This is a genomic window from Streptomyces sp. NPDC058796 (assembly GCF_042745235.1).
Lineage (GTDB): Bacteria > Actinomycetota > Actinomycetes > Streptomycetales > Streptomycetaceae > Streptomyces.
The window spans coordinates 277616-295621 of sequence record NZ_JBHYOP010000003.1 but is presented as its reverse complement, the minus strand read 5'-3'; the positions used below and the strand labels follow the sequence as shown (position 1 = coordinate 295621).

General features: G+C 73.6%; 16 protein-coding genes and 1 tRNA gene. 5 read left to right on the top strand and 12 right to left on the bottom strand.

The annotated features are described in order from the left end of the window. Positions 1 to 70: 70 nt before the first annotated feature. Genes ACFW47_RS10040 through pdhA form a run of 3 tightly spaced genes read right to left on the bottom strand, consistent with a single transcriptional unit; the run spans position 71 to position 3731 of the window. Positions 71 to 1555, bottom strand: coding sequence for a dihydrolipoamide acetyltransferase family protein (locus ACFW47_RS10040; protein WP_386305441.1), 1485 nt, complete (start codon positions 1553 to 1555; stop codon positions 71 to 73). Next, positions 1555 to 2559 carry an alpha-ketoacid dehydrogenase subunit beta gene (locus ACFW47_RS10035; protein ID WP_386280044.1) on the bottom strand — a complete coding sequence of 335 codons (1005 nt, stop codon included), beginning with the start codon at positions 2557 to 2559 and terminating at the stop codon, positions 1555 to 1557. Before ACFW47_RS10035 ends, ACFW47_RS10040 begins: the two co-directional genes overlap by 1 nt. Beyond that, a complete protein-coding gene (gene pdhA, locus ACFW47_RS10030) occupies positions 2556 to 3731 on the bottom strand; it encodes a pyruvate dehydrogenase (acetyl-transferring) E1 component subunit alpha (protein ID WP_386280046.1) in 1176 nt (391 codons plus the stop codon). Before pdhA ends, ACFW47_RS10035 begins: the two co-directional genes overlap by 4 nt. Positions 3732 to 3905: 174 nt before the next feature. Here pdhA and ACFW47_RS10025 point away from each other — a divergent pair, with 174 nt between their 5' ends. After that, the gene (locus ACFW47_RS10025) at positions 3906 to 4424 is read left to right on the top strand and encodes an Lrp/AsnC family transcriptional regulator (RefSeq protein WP_386280049.1); all 519 of its coding nucleotides are present in this window, start codon (positions 3906 to 3908) and stop codon (positions 4422 to 4424) included. A gap of 27 nt (positions 4425 to 4451) precedes the next feature. On the opposite strand, the gene ACFW47_RS10020 is transcribed toward ACFW47_RS10025, so the two are convergent. Together ACFW47_RS10020 and ACFW47_RS10015 are read right to left on the bottom strand one after the other, a co-directional pair. Then, the gene (locus ACFW47_RS10020; protein ID WP_386280051.1) at positions 4452 to 5063 is read right to left on the bottom strand and encodes a TetR/AcrR family transcriptional regulator; all 612 of its coding nucleotides are present in this window, start codon (positions 5061 to 5063) and stop codon (positions 4452 to 4454) included. Then, the gene (locus ACFW47_RS10015) at positions 5060 to 6574 is read right to left on the bottom strand and encodes a 3-hydroxyacyl-CoA dehydrogenase (protein WP_386305440.1); all 1515 of its coding nucleotides are present in this window, start codon (positions 6572 to 6574) and stop codon (positions 5060 to 5062) included. Before ACFW47_RS10015 ends, ACFW47_RS10020 begins: the two co-directional genes overlap by 4 nt. Positions 6575 to 6812: 238 nt before the next feature. Here ACFW47_RS10015 and paaN point away from each other — a divergent pair, with 238 nt between their 5' ends. Beyond that, positions 6813 to 8504 carry a phenylacetic acid degradation protein PaaN gene (gene paaN, locus ACFW47_RS10010; RefSeq protein ID WP_386280055.1) on the top strand — a complete coding sequence of 564 codons (1692 nt, stop codon included), beginning with the start codon at positions 6813 to 6815 and terminating at the stop codon, positions 8502 to 8504. Between the two features lie 9 nt (positions 8505 to 8513). On the opposite strand, the gene ACFW47_RS10005 is transcribed toward paaN, so the two are convergent. The 6 genes from ACFW47_RS10005 to ACFW47_RS09980 all read right to left on the bottom strand — a co-directional run bounded on the left by ACFW47_RS10005 (position 8514) and on the right by ACFW47_RS09980 (position 14496). After that, entirely contained in the window at positions 8514 to 9275 is a 762-nt protein-coding gene (locus tag ACFW47_RS10005; RefSeq protein WP_386280057.1) for a TrmH family RNA methyltransferase, read from the bottom strand. After that, positions 9272 to 10603: an HTTM domain-containing protein gene (locus ACFW47_RS10000; protein ID WP_386305438.1), complete on the bottom strand. Its 1332-nt coding sequence runs from the start codon at positions 10601 to 10603 to the stop codon at positions 9272 to 9274. The genes ACFW47_RS10005 and ACFW47_RS10000 overlap by 4 nt, the downstream gene beginning before the upstream one ends. Continuing rightward, positions 10600 to 11379 carry a DUF5819 family protein gene (locus ACFW47_RS09995; protein WP_386280062.1) on the bottom strand — a complete coding sequence of 260 codons (780 nt, stop codon included), beginning with the start codon at positions 11377 to 11379 and terminating at the stop codon, positions 10600 to 10602. The genes ACFW47_RS10000 and ACFW47_RS09995 overlap by 4 nt, the downstream gene beginning before the upstream one ends. A gap of 186 nt (positions 11380 to 11565) precedes the next feature. Beyond that, complete coding sequence (locus tag ACFW47_RS09990; RefSeq protein ID WP_386280321.1) at positions 11566 to 11895, bottom strand: rhodanese-like domain-containing protein; 330 nt, start codon at positions 11893 to 11895, stop codon at positions 11566 to 11568. 49 nt (positions 11896 to 11944) lie between these two features. Continuing rightward, on the bottom strand, positions 11945 to 12760 hold the full coding sequence (locus ACFW47_RS09985; protein WP_386280063.1) for a hypothetical protein: 816 nt from the start codon (positions 12758 to 12760) through the stop codon (positions 11945 to 11947). A gap of 224 nt (positions 12761 to 12984) precedes the next feature. Then, positions 12985 to 14496, bottom strand: coding sequence for a DUF2252 domain-containing protein (locus ACFW47_RS09980; RefSeq protein WP_386280065.1), 1512 nt, complete (start codon positions 14494 to 14496; stop codon positions 12985 to 12987). Positions 14497 to 15064: 568 nt separating this feature from the next. Between ACFW47_RS09980 and ACFW47_RS09975 the strand changes: the two genes are divergently transcribed. Next, a complete protein-coding gene (locus ACFW47_RS09975) occupies positions 15065 to 15940 on the top strand; it encodes a carbohydrate-binding protein (protein ID WP_386280067.1) in 876 nt (291 codons plus the stop codon). Between the two features lie 87 nt (positions 15941 to 16027). Here the strand turns inward: ACFW47_RS09975 and ACFW47_RS09970 are convergent. After that, positions 16028 to 16114: transfer RNA gene (locus ACFW47_RS09970), tRNA-Leu, on the bottom strand. Between the two features lie 474 nt (positions 16115 to 16588). Here ACFW47_RS09970 and fhaA point away from each other — a divergent pair. Both fhaA and fhaB read left to right on the top strand, forming a co-directional pair. Continuing rightward, positions 16589 to 17467, top strand: coding sequence for an antibiotic biosynthesis regulator FhaA (gene fhaA / locus ACFW47_RS09965; RefSeq protein ID WP_386305437.1), 879 nt, complete (start codon positions 16589 to 16591; stop codon positions 17465 to 17467). Positions 17468 to 17477: 10 nt separating this feature from the next. Next, positions 17478 to 17996: an antibiotic biosynthesis regulator FhaB gene (gene fhaB / locus ACFW47_RS09960; RefSeq protein ID WP_386280071.1), complete on the top strand. Its 519-nt coding sequence runs from the start codon at positions 17478 to 17480 to the stop codon at positions 17994 to 17996. Positions 17997 to 18006: the final 10 nt, after the last annotated feature.

Genomic DNA, 18006 nt, shown 5'->3' with positions numbered 1-18006 from the left:
CACCGGCACCGGCGCCGTCACGTGAGTCACCTCGGTCGCTTTCGTTGCCTCCGTCCCATCAATCACTCCGTCACAACGTCCGCAGCAGCACCGCCGGTTGTTCCACGCAGTCCGCCACGTACCGCAGGAAACCGCCCGCCGTGCCGCCGTCGCACACCCGGTGGTCGAAGGTCAGCGACAGCTGCACGACCTGACGCACCGCCAGCTCGCCCTCGTGCACCCACGGCTTGGGGACGATGCGGCCGACGCCGAGCATGGCGGCCTCGGGGTGGTTGATGATCGGCGTGGAGCCGTCGACGCCGAAGACTCCGTAGTTGTTCAGCGTGAAGGTGGAGCCGGTCAGTTCACCGGGCGTCAGCCGTCCCTCGCGGGCCGTCTCGGTGAGCCGGGCGAACTCGGCGGTGAGCCCTTCGGCGTCCCGCGCGTGCGCGTCGCGGACGACCGGCACGACCAGCCCCCGGTCCGTCTGCGCGGCGAAACCGAGGTGGACGTGGTCGAGCTGGACGACTTCCCTGGCCTCCGTGTCGACCGTGGAGTTCAGCTCGGGGAAGCGGACCAGGGCGGCCGTGCAGATCCGGGCCAGCAGGGCGACCAGGGAGATCTTCGGTCCGCCCGCCGCGTTCATCGCTGTGCGCGCACGCATCAGCTCGGTCGCGTCGGCGTCCACCCAGCAGGTCGCGTCCGGGATCTCGCGCCGGCTGCGGGAGAGCTTGTCGGCGACGGCGCCGCGGACGCCCTTGAGCGGCGTACGGGTGGCGACCGGCGGCACCGCGGAGGAGGCGTGGGACGCGGTGGCCGCGGGAGCCGTGGTGGCCTGTTCCCGGGCCGTCTCCGCCGCCGCGTGCGGGCCGGTCTCCTGGGTCGCCGCACGGCCGCCGCCCTGGGCCGCGGCGGCCCGCAGGGCGTACTCCACGTCCGCCCGCAGGATCAGGCCGTCCGGTCCGGAGCCGGTCAGCTCGCGCAGATCCAGGTCGTTCTGCCGGGCGAGCCGGCGCACCAGCGGGGAGATGACGGGGACCGGCCCGTCCACCGGCTCGGCGGCCCGGGCCCGGCCGTTGGCCCGCCCGACCACCTCCGCACCGGACGGCACAGCGCCGGTCGCCTCCGCGCCGGTCGCTGCGCCGGACACCCGCCGCTGCGGCCGCACCCGGCGCCGGCGGGCGGGAGCCTCCGAGGTGCCGTACCCGACCAGGACGTTGCCCGAGCCCCCGGACTTCTCCCGCCCCGCGCCGGGCTCCTCGGCCCGCGGCGCCCGCGCGGCACCGCCGCCGGTGCCCGAGTCCTCCGCCGGACGGTGGCCGTCGGCCCCCTCGCCCACCGCCACCGTGATCAGCGGCGCACCGACGGGCAGCTCCGCGCCCTCCTCGCCGAAGCGGGCGGTGACCACGCCGCCGTACGGGCAGGGCACCTCGACCATCGCCTTCGCCGTCTCGACCTCGACGACCGGCTGGTCGACGGCGACGACGTCGCCGACCTCGACCATCCAGCGCACGATCTCCGCCTCGGTGAGGCCCTCACCGAGGTCGGGGAGCTTGAACTCCAGCACCTGTGCCATCAGCTTTCGGCCTCCCACTGCAGGCGCCCCACGGCGTCCAGGATCCGGTCCACACCGGGCAGGTGGTGCCGCTCCAGCATCGGCGGCGGGTACGGGATGTCGAACCCGGCCACACGCAGCACCGGCGCCTCCAGGTGGTGGAAGCAGCGCTCCGTGACCCGGGCCGCGATCTCCCCGCCCGGCCCCCCGAAGGAACCCGACTCGTGGACGACGACCGCGCGTCCCGTCCGCCGCACCGAAGCGCACACCGTCTCGTCGTCGAAAGGCACCAGGGAGCGCAGATCGACGACTTCGAGGTCCCAGCCCTCGGCCCGGGCCGCCTCCGCCGCCTCCATGCAGACGGCCAGCGACGGCCCGTACGTGATGAGTGTGGCGCTCCGGCCGGAGCGACGCACCACCGCGCGGCCTGTCGGTTCAACGGGCGACGGCTCCTCGGGGTTCCAGGCGTCCTTCGACCAGTACAGCCGCTTCGGTTCGAGGAAGACGACCGGGTCGTCGGAGGCGATGGACTGGCGCAGCAGCCCGTAGGCGTCGGCGACGGTCGCGGGCGTGACGACATGGAGCCCCGGAGTCGCCATGTAGTAAGCCTCGGACGAGTCGCTGTGGTGCTCGACGCCGCCGATGCCGCCGCCGTAGGGGACGCGGATGGTCAGCGGCAGGGGCATCTTCCCGCGCGTACGGTTGCGCATCTTGGTGACGTGGCTGACGACCTGTTCGAACGCCGGGTAGGCGAAGGCGTCGAACTGCATCTCCACGACCGGGCGCAGCCCGTACATCGCCATGCCGACGGCGGTGCCGAGGATGCCGGCCTCGGCGAGCGGGGTGTCGGTGCAGCGGTCCTCGCCGAACTCCTTCGCGAGCCCGTCGGTGACCCGGAAGACGCCGCCGAGGGTGCCCACGTCCTCGCCCATGACGTGCACGCTCGGGTCGGCGGCCATGGCGTCGCGCAACGCGCGGGTGAGGGCCTGCGCCATGGTGGCCGGCTTGACGGCGACCGTGGTCATCGCCGGCCCCCTTCGGTCGCCGCGGACGCGGAGCCGGACGCGGTCTCCGCCTCGGCCTCCGCCGCCAGCTCGGCGCGCAGCAGGTCCCGCTGCTCGCGCAGCTGCGGCGTGGGCTCGGCGTAGACGTGGGCGAACAGGTCCATCGGGTCGAGCGCCGGGTCCTGGTTCATGCGGGCGCGCAGATCGGCGGCCATGGTCTCGGCGTCCTCGCGGACGGCCGCGACGCCGTCCTCGTCCAGCAGGCCGCGCTCGGTCAGCTCCCGCTCCAGCAGTGCGACCGGGTCGTGCCGGCGCCAGGTCTCGACCTCGGCGTCGCCCCGGTAGCGCGTCGCGTCGTCGGCGTTGGTGTGGGCCTCCACGCGGTAGGTGATCGCCTCGACCAGCGTGGGGCCGCCGCCCGCGCGGGCGTGCCGTACGGCGTCGGACAGGACCTCGTGCACGGCGGCGGCGTCGTTGCCGTCGACCAGGCGGCCGGGCATCCCGTAGCCGACGGCCTTGTGGGCCAGCGACGGGGCCGCGGTCTGCTTGGCGAGCGGCACGGAGATCGCGAAGCCGTTGTTCTGCACGAGGAAGACGACCGGCGCCTGCCAGACGGCGGCGAAGTTCAGCGCCTCGTGGAAGTCGCCCTCGCTGGTGCCGCCGTCGCCGACCATGGCAAGGGCGACCACGTCGTCCCCCTTGAGCCGGGCGGCGTGCGCGAGGCCCACCGCGTGCGGGAGCTGGGTGGCGAGCGGCGTGGACAGGGGGGCGACCCGGTGCTCACAGGGGTCGTAGCCGGTGTGCCAGTCGCCGCGCAGCAGGGTGAGGGCCTCGACGGGGTCGACGCCGCGGGCGACGACGGCGAGGGTGTCGCGGTAGCTGGGGAAGAGCCAGTCGCGCTCCTCGAGGGCCAGCGCGGCGGCGACCTCGCAGGCCTCCTGTCCGGTGCTGGAGGGGTAGACGGCCAGCCGGCCCTGCTTGGTCAGCGCCGTGGCCTGCGCGTTGTAGCGGCGGCCGTGGACCAGCCGGGCGTACAGCGTGCGCAGCAGGTCGGGGTCGGCCTGCCCGGCGGCCTTCGTGCCGAGGACGCGGTACGGCTCCGCGTCGGGCAGCAGCGGCGCGGGGTCGGTACGGGGCTGCCAGGCGGGCGGCGGTGTGGGCCGGTACGCGCCCCGCTGCTCCATGACCGTCATGACGGCACCTCCTCGTGGGAGCGGCTTCGGGCTCGCCACGGGTGTGACGGGCCTCACCTACCGATTGTTCGGTCGTCGGCACATTTTGGCTACAGGCGGCCCCAGGCTGTGGACAAACGGTTCTCCACAGCCTGAGATGGACGCAGTACGTCCATCGTAAGAAGGCGGGGGGACATGGCATCTGAACAAATGGCCGAACGCCCGGACGACGACGGCGGCCCCGAGGACTCCGGAGCCCCGCCGCCCCCGCGTCCGCTGGACGCGATCGATCAGGACATCCTGCGCATGCTCCAGGCGGACGGCCGCGCCTCGATACGCTCGGTCGCCGAGCGGGTCCACGTCTCCCGCGCCAACGCCTACGCCCGCATCAACCGGCTCGTCGAGGACGGCGTCATCCGCGGCTTCGGCGCCCGCGTCGACCACGAACGCGCGGGGCACGGCACGTCGGCGTACATCACCCTGAAGATCGTCCAGAACTCCTGGCGCACCGTCCGCGCCCAGCTGCGGCAGCTCCCCGGCGCCTCCCACATCGCCCTGGTGGGCGGCGACTTCGACGTCCTGCTCCTGGTGCACACCCCCGACAACCGGGCCCTGCGCGAGCTGGTGCTCACCCGTCTCCAGGCCATCCCCGAGGTGCTCAGCACCCGCACCCTGCTCGTCTTCGAGACCGAGGACCTGGAGCCGCAGAGCTGACCGCCGGGGCCACCGGCGAGCGCCCGCTCAGGACGCCTTGCGCAGCCCCCCGAACACCAGCCGCGCCACCGCGTCGACCACCTCGCGCTCGCCCGCGCCGCCCGCGCCGCCCCGGCCGTCGGGCCCGTCCGGGCGGTACCACTCGACGATCGAGTTGATCATGCCGAAGACCAGCCGGGTCGCCAGCCGCACCTCCACGTCCGCGCGCACGTCCCCCTCGGCGGCCGCCGCCTTCAGCAGGGCGGCCACCCGGTGGTCGAACTCGCGCCGCCGTTCCAGCGCCCAGCGCTCGGTGTCCGTGTTGCCGCGCACCCGCAGCAGCAGCGTCACGTACGGCAGTTCGGCCATCAGCACCTCGACCATGCGCCGCACGACGTACTCCAGCCGCTCGGCGGCGGAGCCCACGCGCGCGTGCTCCTCGTCGAGGATTCCGAACAGCTCGTCCAGGGCCCGGCTCACGGCCCGGCGCAGGAGCTCCTCCTTGCCGGTGACGTGGTGGTAGATCGACGACTTGGAGATGCCCGCCGCCTTGGAGAGGTGCTCCATGGAGGTGCCGTCGTAACCGCGCTCGATGAACACCTGCACGGCGACGGAGAGCAGTGTCTCGGGCGTGTACGTGTCGCGCTTGGCGATGGTCATGAGGGAGTGCCTCCCCGCTTCTCTGAAGCCCGGGCGTGGCGGTGCAGCGCGAGAGACGGCGCGTAGCGCCCGGACCGGTCGCGCCCGTGCAGGCATTCCAACAGGGAGCAGGCCCAGGTGTCACCGAGCCGGCGGCTCCACTCCAGGGGCCCGAGGGGATAGTTCACGCCCAGGCGCATGGCCGTGTCGATGTCCCCGGGCGTGGCCACACCCTTGGCCACGGCGTCGACCCCCAGGTCGATGATCCGCGCGACCGTCCGGGCGACGATCATGCCCGGGACGTCGCCGATCACACTGACCTTCTTGCCCAGCGCCTGGAACAGGCCGGTGGCCTGGGCGAGGGTGCGCGGGGAGACGTCCTCGGACGCGGACAGGGCGATACGGGTGGCCCTGCGGTAGTCGAAGGCGAGATCGAAGTGGACGACGTCCTGGTGTTCCACGGATGTCAGGCCGTCGGCGAGGCACAGCGTTCCGCCGTCGGGCAGGACGAACCGCCCGTTACCGCTCCCCTCCTCCCGGACCTCGATCCCCGCCTCGCGGACCAGCGCGGCCAGCTCGGCGGCCGGCCCCAGGTCACCCGCCACGACGACGTACGCGGGCGGGCCGGCCGGCTCGGCGGTGTGCGGCCCGGGGCGCTCGGCGCCGTCGCGGTAGTCGTACCAGCCCTGCCCGCTCTTGCGGCCGAGCCTGCCGGACTCGACCAGGCGGCGCTGGGCGAGCGACGGCGTGAAGCGCGCGTCCTGGAAGAACGCCTGCCACACGGAGTGCGTGACGGACTCGTTGACGTCCTGCCCGATGAGGTCGGTCAGCTCGAAGGCGCCCATGCGGAAGCCGCCCGACTCGCGCAGCACGGCGTCGATGGTGGCCGGGTCGGCGCCCTGGTCCTCGTACACCGCGAAGGCCTCGGCGTAGAAGGGGCGGGCGACACGGTTGACGATGAAGCCGGGGGTGTCGGCGCAGGCGACCGGGGTCTTGCCCCAGACGCGGGCCGTCTCGTACGCGCGCGTGGCCGACGCGGCGTCGGTGGCGAACCCGGAGACCACCTCCACCAGCGGCAGCAGCGGCGCGGGGTTGAAGAAGTGCAGGCCGACGAAGCGGCCGGGGTGGCGGAGCACGCCGCCGACGGCGGTGACGGAGAGGGAGGAGGTGTTGGTGGCGAGCAGGCAGTCGTCGCCGACGACGTCCTCCAGCGCGCGGAACAGTTCCTGCTTGACGTCCAGCCGTTCCAGGACCGCCTCGACGACCAGGGCGCAGTCGGCCAGCTCGGCGAGGGTCTCGGCGGGCCGGAGCCGGGCGCGGGCGGCGTCCCGCTCGGCGCCGGTGAGGCGTTCCTTCTCGACGAGCCGGTCGAGCCGGGCGCCGATCGCGTCTGCCGCTTCCCGGGCCCGGCCGGGGACGGCGTCGTACAGCCGCACGGGGTGGCCCGCGACCAGCGCCACCTGGGCGATGCCCTGCCCCATGGTGCCGGTGCCGACGACGGCTACGGGGCTGCTGAGGTCGAGTGCTGTCATGTGCGCGATCCTCCCGCACGGGGTTTTCCACAGATGCGGCGGTCCCCCTTGTCCCGACCGATCGTTCGGTTACTCTAGCCGTGTCCGCCCACCCGTCTCCCACCACCACCCTGCCCGAGGCGCTGCGCGCCGCACCTTTTGATATTCCTGCCCAGGTTTCCCCCAGGTCCCGGACTCGGCGAAGAGACTCGACGAAGAGTCGACGGCGCGTCCGGGAGAGACGAGGAGTTGGTCCCGCATGGCCGCCGAACTCACCGCGCACCAGCTGATCGACCGGCACCGGCCGACCCTGGACCAGGCGCTGGAGACGATCCGCACGCGCGCGTACTGGTCCCCCCACCCCGAGCACCCCAAGGCCTACGGGGAGAACGGCAGCCTGGACACGGCCGCGGGCAAGGCCGCCTTCGACGCCCTGCTCGGCACCCGCCTCGACCTCGGCCAGCCCGGCACCGACGACTGGGTCGGCGGCGAGGTCTCCCCGTACGGGATCGAGCTGGGCGTGGAGTACCCGCACGCGGACCTCGACGTGCTGCTGCCCGCCATGAAGGCGGGGCAGAGGGCGTGGCGGGACGCGGGCCCGGAGCTGCGGGCGATGGTCTGCCTGGAGATCCTCAAGCGGATCGCGGACCGCACGATGGAGTTCGCGCAGGCGGTCATGCACACCTCCGGGCAGGCCTTCATGATGGCCTTCCAGGCGGGCGGCCCGCACGCGCAGGACCGCGGCATGGAGGCGGTGGCTTACGCGTACGTGGAGCAGTCCCGCACGCCCGAGACGGCCGAGTGGACCAAACCGCAGGGCAAGCGCGACCCGCTCGCGCTGACCAAGGCGTTCACGCCGGTCCCGCGCGGCATCGGCCTCGTCATCGGCTGCAACACCTTCCCGACGTGGAACGGCTACCCGGGCCTGTTCGCCTCCCTCGCCACCGGCAACGCGGTCCTGGTCAAGCCCCATCCCCGCGCGGTGCTGCCGCTCGCGATGACCGTGCAGGTCGCCCGCGACGTCCTCACCGAGGCCGGCTTCGACCCGAACCTGGTCGCGCTGGCCGCCGAGCGCCCCGGCGAGGGCATCGCCAAGGCCCTGGCCACCCGGCCCGAGATCCGGATCATCGACTACACCGGCTCCACCTCCTTCGGCGACTGGCTGGAGGCCAACGCCCGCCAGGCCCAGGTCTTCACCGAGAAGGCCGGCGTCAACACGGTGATCGTCGAGTCGACCGACGACTACAAGGGCATGCTCGGCAACCTGGCGTTCTCGCTGTCCCTCTACAGCGGCCAGATGTGCACCACCCCGCAGAACCTGCTGATCCCCCGCGACGGCATCCGCACCGACCAGGGCGCCAAGACCTACGACGAGGTGACCGCCGACCTCGCGCGGGCCGTGGAGGGCCTCCTCGGCGACGACGCCCGCGCGAACGCCCTGCTCGGCGCCATCGTCAACCCGGACGTCAAGGCCCGCCTGGATGCCGCCGCCGGACTCGGCGAGGTCGCCCTCGCCTCCCGCGAGGTGGCCAACCCGGAGTACCCGGACGCGGTCGTGCGCACCCCGGTGATCGTCAAGCTGGACGGTGCCAAGCCCGACGACGAGGCGGCCTGGACCAGCGAGTGCTTCGGCCCCGTCTCCTTCGCCGTCGCCGTCGACTCCGCCGACCACGCCGTTCAGCTGCTGCGCCACAGCGTCCGCGAGAAGGGCGCGATGACGGTGGGCGCGTACACGACCGACCCGGAGGTCGAGCAGTCCGTGCAGGAGGCCTGCCTGGAGGAGGCCGCCCAGCTCTCCCTCAACCTCACCGGCGGGGTGTACGTCAACCAGACAGCCGCCTTCTCCGACTTCCACGGCTCGGGCGGCAACCCGGCGGCCAACGCGGCCCTGTGCGACGGCGCGTTCGTCGCCAACCGCTTCCGGGTGGTGGAGGTCCGCCGGCCCGCCTAGGACGGCTGGTCAGGCCACCCGCGGTGCGCCCCCGCCCGCGCTCCAGTGGTAAAGCGTCATGGCCACACTGGTCGCGAGGTTGTAGCTGGAGACCTGGGGGCGCATCGGCAGCGCCACCAGGTGGTCGGCCCGCGCGCGCAGCTCCCGCGACAGGCCACCGCGCTCGGAGCCGAAGGCGAGCAGCGCGTCGTCCGGCAGCTTCAGCCCGCGGATGTCCTCGCCCTCCGGGTCCAGCGCGAACAGCGGCCCGGACGGCAGCCGATCCACCTCCAGCCGCTCCACGGCGGTCGCGAAGTGCAGCCCCGCCCCGCCCCGCACCACCGTGGGGTGCCACGGGTCGAGGGTGCCGGTGGTCACGACACCGGTCGCCCCGAAACCGGCGGCCAGCCGGATCACCGCCCCCGCGTTGCCGAGGTTGCGCGGCTGGTCGAGGACGACCACGGGCGTCCGGCGGGGCGTGTGCGCCAGCGCCCGCAGTCCGGCCTCGCGGGAGGGGCGTACGGCGAGGGCGGCCACCGCGGTCGGATGCGGGCGCGGCACGAGGGAGGCATACGTCTCCCGCGCCACCTCGGTCAGCAGCCCGTCCAGGGCGGGCCGTACGTCGGGTGCCAGCTCGTCGGCGAGGGCCAGGGCCGCCGTGCGGTCGGCGGTGACGGCCACGGGGACCTCGGCGCCGAAGCGCAGCGCGTGCTTGAGGGCGTGGAAGCCGTCGAGCAGCACGCAGGCACCGGCGTACCGGCGCCAGTCGGCGAGCGGGTCGAGGTCGGTCATGCCCCGAAGCCTACGTGCGTGTGATCGGGGCCCCCTTTGTCCCCGGCACCGGTCCCCTGGACACCGGCCGCCTGCGCGCCGGTCTCCCGCGCGCCGGTCCCGCCGGGGTGGGCTCGCGGCCCGGGCACCGACGCCGTACCGCCGCCGTCCCCGCCCCCGGCCCGCAGCCCGCCCGCCGGCGAGCCCGGGAGCAGGAGCAGCAGCCGGTCCCGCCCGCGTACCGCCCAGCCGCCCATCCGGCGCAGGAACGAGGTCGGCAGGAAGACCGCGTCGGCGGCGATCATCGCCAGCGAGAAGAACGGCAGCCCCAGCACCACGGCGATCACCGCGTGCTCGGTCATCATGGCGGCCAGCAACACGTTCTTGACCCGCCGGTTGAACAGCGTGAACGGGAAGGCGACCTGCACGGCGACCGTGCCGTAGGTGATGAGCATGACCATCGTGCCGCTGGACGACAGGGCGTCGGAGAGCGCGGGCCACGGCGAGAAGTAGTCCAGGTGCAGCGGGTAGAAGACCGCGGTGCCGTCCTGCCAGCGCGAGCCCTGGATCTTGTACCAGCCAGCCGTGGCGTAGATCAGACAGGCCTCGGCCATGATCACGACCAGGGCGCCGTTGTGCACGACGTTGGTGACCACGTCGAGCAGGATGCGCGGCTGGCCGCTCCCCGCGCCGCGCCCCACGGCCCACCACAGACCCTGCGCCACCCACACCGCCCACAGCAGCGCCGGGACGAACCAGTCGCCCTCCAGCCCGCCCGCCAGCGTCACCGTGAGCAGCACGAACCCGAACACGCACCACAGCACCGGCCCTACCCGGTCCGCCACCCGCTCGCCGCGCGCCCGTGCCCCCTCCGCGCGCCGCGCCCGGCGGGCGTCCAGCGACCACACCTGGCCGCAGCGGGTGAGGACCAGGTAGATGCTCATCAGATGCAGGACGTTGTCGCCGCCGTCCCCCATGAACACGCTGCGGTTCTGGAGGGAGAGCACGCCGACCATGAAGAGGACGGACACGGTCCGGGTGCGCCACCCCAGCAGGAGCAGCACGCTGCTCAGGACGGCCAGCGCGTAGACGATCTCGAACCAGGCCCGCCCGTCGGACCACATCAGCGCCGTGAAGGCACCGTTGTCCGCGATCAGCTGCTCGGCGAGGTCGTGGCCCCAGGGGCTGTCGGGGCCGTACAGCTCCTGGCGGTGGGGCAGCTCGCGCAGCAGGAACAGCAGCCAGGTGGCGCTGAAGCCGATACGGATCACGGCCGTCTGGTACGGGCCGAGCGCGGCACCGGTGACGCGGGCGATGCCTCGGGAGACGGAGACGACGATGCGGTTCACGCGCCGCCCTCCTTCTTCTCACCCTCGCCGGACACCGGCCACCAGGGCAGCTGGCGAACGGTCGGCCGGTCGGAGACCTTCACCCCGCTCCACGGGGGCGGCTCCACGGTGGTGGTCCGGGAGCGGTACTGGACGCGCTCGACCACGCCGCCCGGTCCGGCGGCGTCGTTGCGTTCCAGCCGCAGGACCGCGATGCGCCGCAGGTAGGACTCGGAGAGCGTGCCGCGCAGACCCACCGGGCGGTCGTCGGAGTCGTGGGTGGCGACGAAGAAGTCCCAGGCACGCCGGAGCTCGTTCTGCTGGGTGTGGCTCGGCACCGGGTTGCCGTCGATGGCCCGGCCGTCCTCGGCGGACAGGTCGTACCAGCCGGTGGTGCGTATACCGCCGTCCGCCGTGCTCACCTCGGCGCGGACCTGCACGGAGATGTTCTGCTGGAGAGGATTGGGGGCGAAGAGCTTCCAGTTCTGTTCGAACTCCGGGAAGACCCAGTCGTCCACCGCGGCGCCGTGCTGCTTGGTGAGGGTGTTCGACGGGGCCACGTGCAGGAAGACCAGCCCCAGGTGGGCGCAGACGGCGACGGCGACGACCGCGAGGGCGATCACGGCACCGGCCTGGTAGCGCGGGGAGAGCGCGGCTACACCGGTGCGGGGCTCGGCGGGATCGGCGGCCTCCCCGGTGCTCCCGGCCTCCCCGGTGTCGCCGCCCGGTCCGGCCGGGACTCCCTGATCGTCGTCCCGCCCCTGCCGGGCGTCCGAGCCTGTGTCGTACGCGTCCATTCCGCCCCGTTCCGGTCCTGGTCCTCGTCCCGCCCGCCCCACCACGAGGCGTCCGCGCACCACTGGTGCGGCTGCTCGGCGACGTTCGAACGGGAACGGTACTCAGGACCGGCCGCCCGCACAGCCCCCGGCGGACCGACCGCACCGTGGGCGACACCACACCGGCGGGAAGGGTAAGGGCCTGTCCTAGACGACGTGCCCCGGCTCGCCCTCGCCGTCCACCACGGGCCGCCCGGCCGCCGCCCACACCTGCATGCCGCCGTCGACGTTCACGGCGTCGATGCCCTGCTGCACCAGGTACATGGTGACCTGGGCCGAACGGCCGCCGGAGCGGCAGATCACGTGGACGCGGCCGTCCTGCGGCACGGCGTCGGTCAGCTCACCGTACCGGGCGACGAACTCGCTGATGGGAATGTGCAGCGCCCCGGCGGCGTGACCCGCCTGCCACTCGTCGTCCTCGCGGACGTCCAGCAGGAAGTCGCCGTCCTTGAGGTCCGTGACCTCGACCGTGGGCACACCAGCTCCGAAACTCATGCCCCAGACGCTACCGGAGCCACCGCCCGGCTCAGCCCTGCCCGAGCGCCGCGGCCAGCTCCGCCTCGCGCTCCCGCACCTGGGTCGCGAGCTGTTCGGCGATCTCCTCCAGCAGCCGGTCGGGATCGTCCGGGGCCAGCCGGAGCATGCCGCCGATCGCGCTCTCCTCCAGCTCCTTGGCGAGCAGCGTGAGCATCTCCTTGCGCCGGTCGAGCCATTCGAGGCGGGCGTACAGCTCCTCGCCCCGGCTCGGGCGCCGTTCGGGCACCGGCCCCGCGGCCCACTCCTCGGCCAGCTCCCGCAGCCCGTCCTCGTCACCGCGGGCGTAGGCGGCGTTGACCCGGGTGATGAACTCCTCGCGCCGGGCCCGCTCGTCCTCCTCCTGCGCCAGGTCGGGGTGGGCCTTGCGGGCCAGCTCGCGGTAGAGCTTGCGGGCCTCCTCGCTCGGCCGCACCCGCTGCGGGGGGCGTACCGCCTGGTCCGTGAGCATCGCCGTGGCCTCCGGGAACAGCCCGTCCCCGTCCATCCAGCCGTGCAGCAGCTCCTCGACCCCGGGGATGGGCATCAGCCGGGCCCGCGCCTCGTCGGCCCGGCGCCGGTCCTCGGCGGCACCGGTTCGGGCGGCCCGGGCTTCCAGGATCTGCGCCTCCAGCTCCTCCAGGCGCGCGTACACCGGTCCGAGCCGCTGCTCGTGCAGGCGGGAGAAGTTCTCCACCTCCACGCGGAAGGTCTCCAGCGCGATCTCGTACTCGATGAGTGCCTGCTCGGCGGCCCGTACGGCCTTCTCCAGCCGTTCCTCGGGACGCGGCGCACCCCCTTGCTCGGGCTCAGCTTCGGGCGTCGTCACCCGACCAGCCTAGGGCCTGTCCGGCGGATCAGGTCGCCGGACGGGTGCGGCGCCTCGTCAGCGCGGGTGAGCGGGGGCCGGGCGTCCGGCTGCAAGGCGCGGGAGGGAGTCGACGCGATGGGGACACCCCCGCGCGCGAGCCAAGCCGCGCGTGGGGGTGCCGGCGGCCGACGACAACGCCGCGGGCCGGTGAGAGGCCGCCCGCGCGGTCCCCGGCGCCCGCCTCACACCCCCAGCTCCGCCGCGACCCGTCCGGTCCGCACGCCGGCGAGCAGCACGGCGTGGTCGGCCTCCGTGCGGTCGGCGTAGGCCACGGCGAAGGCGGCCACCGCCTCGTCCAGCTCGCCGTTCCTGCCGCAGTAGCCGGCGATCAGCCGCGGGTCGGCGCTGTGCGCGTGGGCGCGGGCCAGCAGGGCGCCGGTCATCCGGGCGTAGTCGTCCATCTGGTCGGCGGCCAGGGCGGTGGCGTCGACGCTGCCCTTGCGGTTGCGGAACTGCCGTACCTGGAAGGGCCGCCCGTCGACCGTGGTCCAGCCCAGCAGGATGTCGCTGACCACCTGCATCCGCTTCTGCCCCATGACCACCCGGCGTCCCTCGTGCCCGGCCTCGGGGGCGTCGAACCCGGCGGTCGCCAGGTGGGGCAGCAGCGCGGAGGGCCGGGCCTCCTTCACCTGGAGCACGAGCGGTTCACCGCGGTGGTCCAGGAGCAGTACGACGTACGACCGCGTACCGACGCTGCCGGTGCCGACGACCCGGAAGGCGACGTCGTGCACCGCGTACCGGGCCAGCAGCGGAAGCCGGTCCTCGGAGAGGGTCGCCAGGTACGGCTCCAGGGCCGCCGCGACCGACGCCGCCTCGGCGGCCGGGACGCGCCGCAGCACCGGCGGGGCGTCCACGAAGCGCCGCCCGCCGTCCTCGGTGGCCTCGGTCGACTTGGCGGCGAAGCGTCCGCTGGTGTTGGCGCGGGCCTTCTCGGAGACCCTTTCCAGGGTGCCGAGCAGGTCGTGGGCGTCGGTGTGGGAGACCAGTTCCTCGTCCGCGATGGCGTTCCAGGCGTCCAGCGCGGGGAGCTTCGCCAGCAGCCGCATGGTGCGCCGGTAGGCGCCGGCCGCGTCGTGGGCGGCCTCGCGGCAGGTGTCCTCGTCGGCGCCGGCCTCCCGGCCCGCGAGGACGATCGAGGTGGCGAGCCGCTTGAGGTCCCACTCCCAGGGGCCGTGCACGGTCTCGTCGAAGTCGTTCAGGTCGATGACGAGGCCGCCGCGGGCGTCGCCGTAGAGGCCGAAGTTGGCGGCGTGCGCGTCGCCGCAGATCTGCGCGCCGATCCCGGTCACCGGGGTGCGCGCCAGGTCGTACGCCATCAGACCCGCCGACCCGCGCAGGAAGGCGAAAGGCGTGGCCGCCATCCGGCCCGCGCGTATGGGAGTGAGCCCGGGTATCCGGCCGCGGTTGGACTCCTCGACCGCGCTCACCGCGTCCGGGCGGGAGCCGTCCAGGGCGAGCGCGGCGTGCGCGGACCGCGGGACGCGCGTGCGCAACGCCTTGCCCTCCGCCTTCGGCGACCCCCCGGCGGGCCACCGCGCGAACCCGGGCACGTCCGGCACCCGGCCGCCGCCCTCCTCAGCGCCGCCCGCCGAAACCGCCGAGTTCACCGTGTCCGTCACGTCCACCACATCCCCCACGTCAACCGCACCGGCCTCGTCCACCGCGCCGCGCGTCCCCGTCATCGCCTCGGCCATCCCGGCCGCCCTCCCCGTCCTCGTACCTGAGCCGTCCCGCCCGCCTGAGCCACACCGGCACCTGAGCCACCGCCCGAGCCGGGCCGGGCCCGGTGCCGCGCCCGAAAGGGGCTGCCACCTGAAGCCGAACCGCCGCCCGGACCGGAGCCACATCCGAACCGGTGCCGCGCCCGAACCCGGACCGCCGCCCCGCCCGGAGCCACCCCCGGACCCCGGCGGCCCCCGAGCCCGCCCTGTCCCGGCCGCACCCGGCCTCATCGGCCCGGCGTCAACGCGCCACGACCGTACCGCCGCACGAACCGTCCGTACACGCCGCCTCCCGCCCCGCTCCGCGAACGCGCCCCGCCACCCCCGCATAACACCGGGCAGAGGGCGAAACAGGAGGTGCCCGGGCCCCAGCCGCCGCGCCTACGGTTGCCAGCGATCACCATGGAGCGCGCCCGTCGAAGCAACGACAGCAGCCTGCCCCGCGCCGGCGGGCGCGCTCCCTGTCCCCGACGTCCCGGATGCCGCACGTCCCGCCCAGCTTCCCCAGGGACCACCCCACCGAGGAGACCGAGGAACCGCCATGACCCCCGACGCCCCCACCTCCCCCACCGGCCCCGACGAGCCCGGTCCCGGCCCCGTCGCCGACCGCGGTGTCAGCCGCAAGACGCTGCTCAGGGCGGCCGTGGCCGCCGGCGCCGCCGTCCCGCTGCTCGCCACCGGCTCGATCGCGCTGGCCCGGGACGCCGCCCGCGGCTCCACCGGCCGGGCCCTGCCGCCGACCCCCTACTGCGACGACGGGGACGACCCGACGCCCGACCAGATGGAGGGCCCCTACTTCAAACCGAACTCGCCGCTCCGCACCGACCTGGTGACATCCGGCACCCCGGGCACCCGGCTGACCGTCAGTGGTTACGTCTTCGGCCGCAACTGCGTCCCGCTGCCCGGCGTGCTCCTGGACTTCTGGCAGGCCGACAACGCGGGCGCCTACGACATGGCCGGGTACCGCTTCCGGGGCCACCAGTTCACCGACGCCTCCGGCGCGTTCACCCTGCGCACGATCGTCCCCGGCCTCTACCCGGGCCGCACCCGGCACATCCACGTCAAGGCGCAGGCGCCCGGCCAGCCCGTGCTGACCACCCAGCTCTACTTCCCCGGTGAGCCCCGCAACAGCACGGACGCGATCTTCGACCCGGCGCTGCTGATGAACGTCCGCGACGCCGGCGGCGGCAAGGAGGCCACCTTCGACTTCGTCCTGAACGTGGACGGCGGCCCGGGCCCGGACCCCACCGACCCGCCCACCGACCCCCCGGGCGGCACCTGGGCGGCCGGCCGTTCCTACGCGGCCGGGGACCGGGTGGCGTACGGCGGGGGCGCCTACCGCTGTCTCCAGGCGCACACCTCGATGACCGGCTGGGAGCCGCCCAACGTGCCCGCCCTGTGGCGCCGCGAGCCCTGAGACCTTCCTCACAGCATCCGGCACCCCGCGGCCCGGCGTCCGAACATGCGGAAGCCCCCCAGGTCCGAGACCTGGGGGGCTTCCGGCTGGTGCGCGAGGGGGGAGTTGAACCCCCACGCCCTTGCGGGCACTGGAACCTGAATCCAGCGCGTCTGCCTATTCCGCCACCCGCGCATTGGGTGTGTCTTCCGGGCCTTTCCTTGCGGTCCGGCGCCTTCCGACACGAGAACATTAGCACGCTGTACGGGGTGGATTCACATCCCTTTCCCCGCGGGGAAGAGCGGGGGAACCGGGACGCCCGCCCTCCTTCGGGCACTCGTCCCGGCCGCCGGCCGTTCACGTATCAACCTCGTACCGGTCCGGCGCATCCTCCCAGGAGCCGGTGGGGGTCCACGGTCAGGTGCGGGACACTGGTCCGCGGCCGCCTCTACGATCCTGGGCATGACTACCGGGAGGCGTCGACACCGTCGACCGGGCCGACAGGGGGAACCAGCCGATCGACCGGCGCGTGGATACGATCAGTAAGCAGTACCAGGTGGACAGTGCGCGCGTGAGCGGTACGCACGCGGGAAGTACGCAGGAAAGCAGTACGCGGAACAGCAGTACGCAAGGCAGCGGACAGGACGGCAGCGACGGAGGAGGTGCCCCATGGGAGTCCTGAAGAAGTTCGAGCAGCGTCTCGAAGGTCTGGTCAACGGCACCTTCGCGAAGGTGTTCAAGTCCGAGGTGCAGCCCGTGGAGATCGCGGGAGCGCTCCAGCGCGAATGCGACAACAACGCGACCATCTGGAACCGGGACCGCACCGTCGTACCCAATGACTTCATCGTGGAGCTGAGCACGCCCGACTTCGAGCGCCTGAGCCCCTACTCCGGCCAGCTCGGCGACGAGCTGGCCGGAATGGTCCGCGACTACGCCAAGCAGCAGCGCTACACCTTCATGGGACCGATCAAGGTCCACCTGGAGAAGGCGGACGACCTCGACACCGGCCTGTACCGGGTGCGCAGCCGTACGCTCGCCTCCTCCAGCAGCCACCAGGGCGGCCCGGCCCCCGCCGCGCCCCCCGCCCCGGCCGGACGCCCCGGCGGACCCGGCGGCCCCGGCGGCGGCTACGGCTACCCGCCGGCCGCCCCCGCGGGCGCCCCGCCCATGCCGTCCACGCCGCCGCCCGGCGGCCGCCCCGGCGGATACGGCTACCCGCAGCCCGCGGGCGGCCAGCAGCCCCCGGCCGCACCCGCGGCCGGCGGACGCACCCGCCACTGGATCGAGATCAACGGCACCCGCCATCAGATCTCCCGCGCGACCCTCGTGCTCGGACGCAGTACCGAGGCCGACGTGCGGATCGACGACCCCGGCGTCTCCCGCCGGCACTGCGAGATCCGGACCGGAACGCCCTCGACGATCCAGGATCTCGGGTCCACCAACGGCATCGTGGTGGACGGGCAGCACACCACCCGCGCTACGCTCCGCGACGGCTCGCGGATCGTCGTGGGCAGCACCACCGTTATCTATAGGCAAGCCGAAGGGTGATCCGGGGGCAATGTCAGAGCTGACCCTCACGGTCATGCGGCTGGGTTTCCTGGCCGTACTGTGGCTGTTCGTGATCGTGGCCGTGCAGGTCATCCGCAGCGACCTGTTCGGCACGCGGGTCACCCAGCGCGGAGCGCGGCGCGGCGCCGACCGGCCGCAGCAGGCCGCCGCGCGCCAGGGCCAGGCGCCACCGCCGCAGCGCCAGCAGCAGGGCGGCGGCCGGGGACGCCGGGGCGCCCCCACCAAACTGGTCGTGACGGAGGGCACCCTCACCGGCACCACCGTTGCCCTCCAGGGCCAGACCATCACGCTCGGCCGGGCACACGACTCGACGATCGTGCTGGACGACGACTACGCCTCCAGCCGCCATGCCAGGATCTACCCGGACCAGAACGGCCAGTGGATCGTCGAGGACCTGGGCTCCACCAACGGCACCTACCTGGACCGGTCCCGGCTGACGACCCCCACAGCGATTGGCCCGGGTGCGCCGATCCGCATCGGCAAGACCGTCATCGAGCTGCGGAAGTAGTGCTACACCA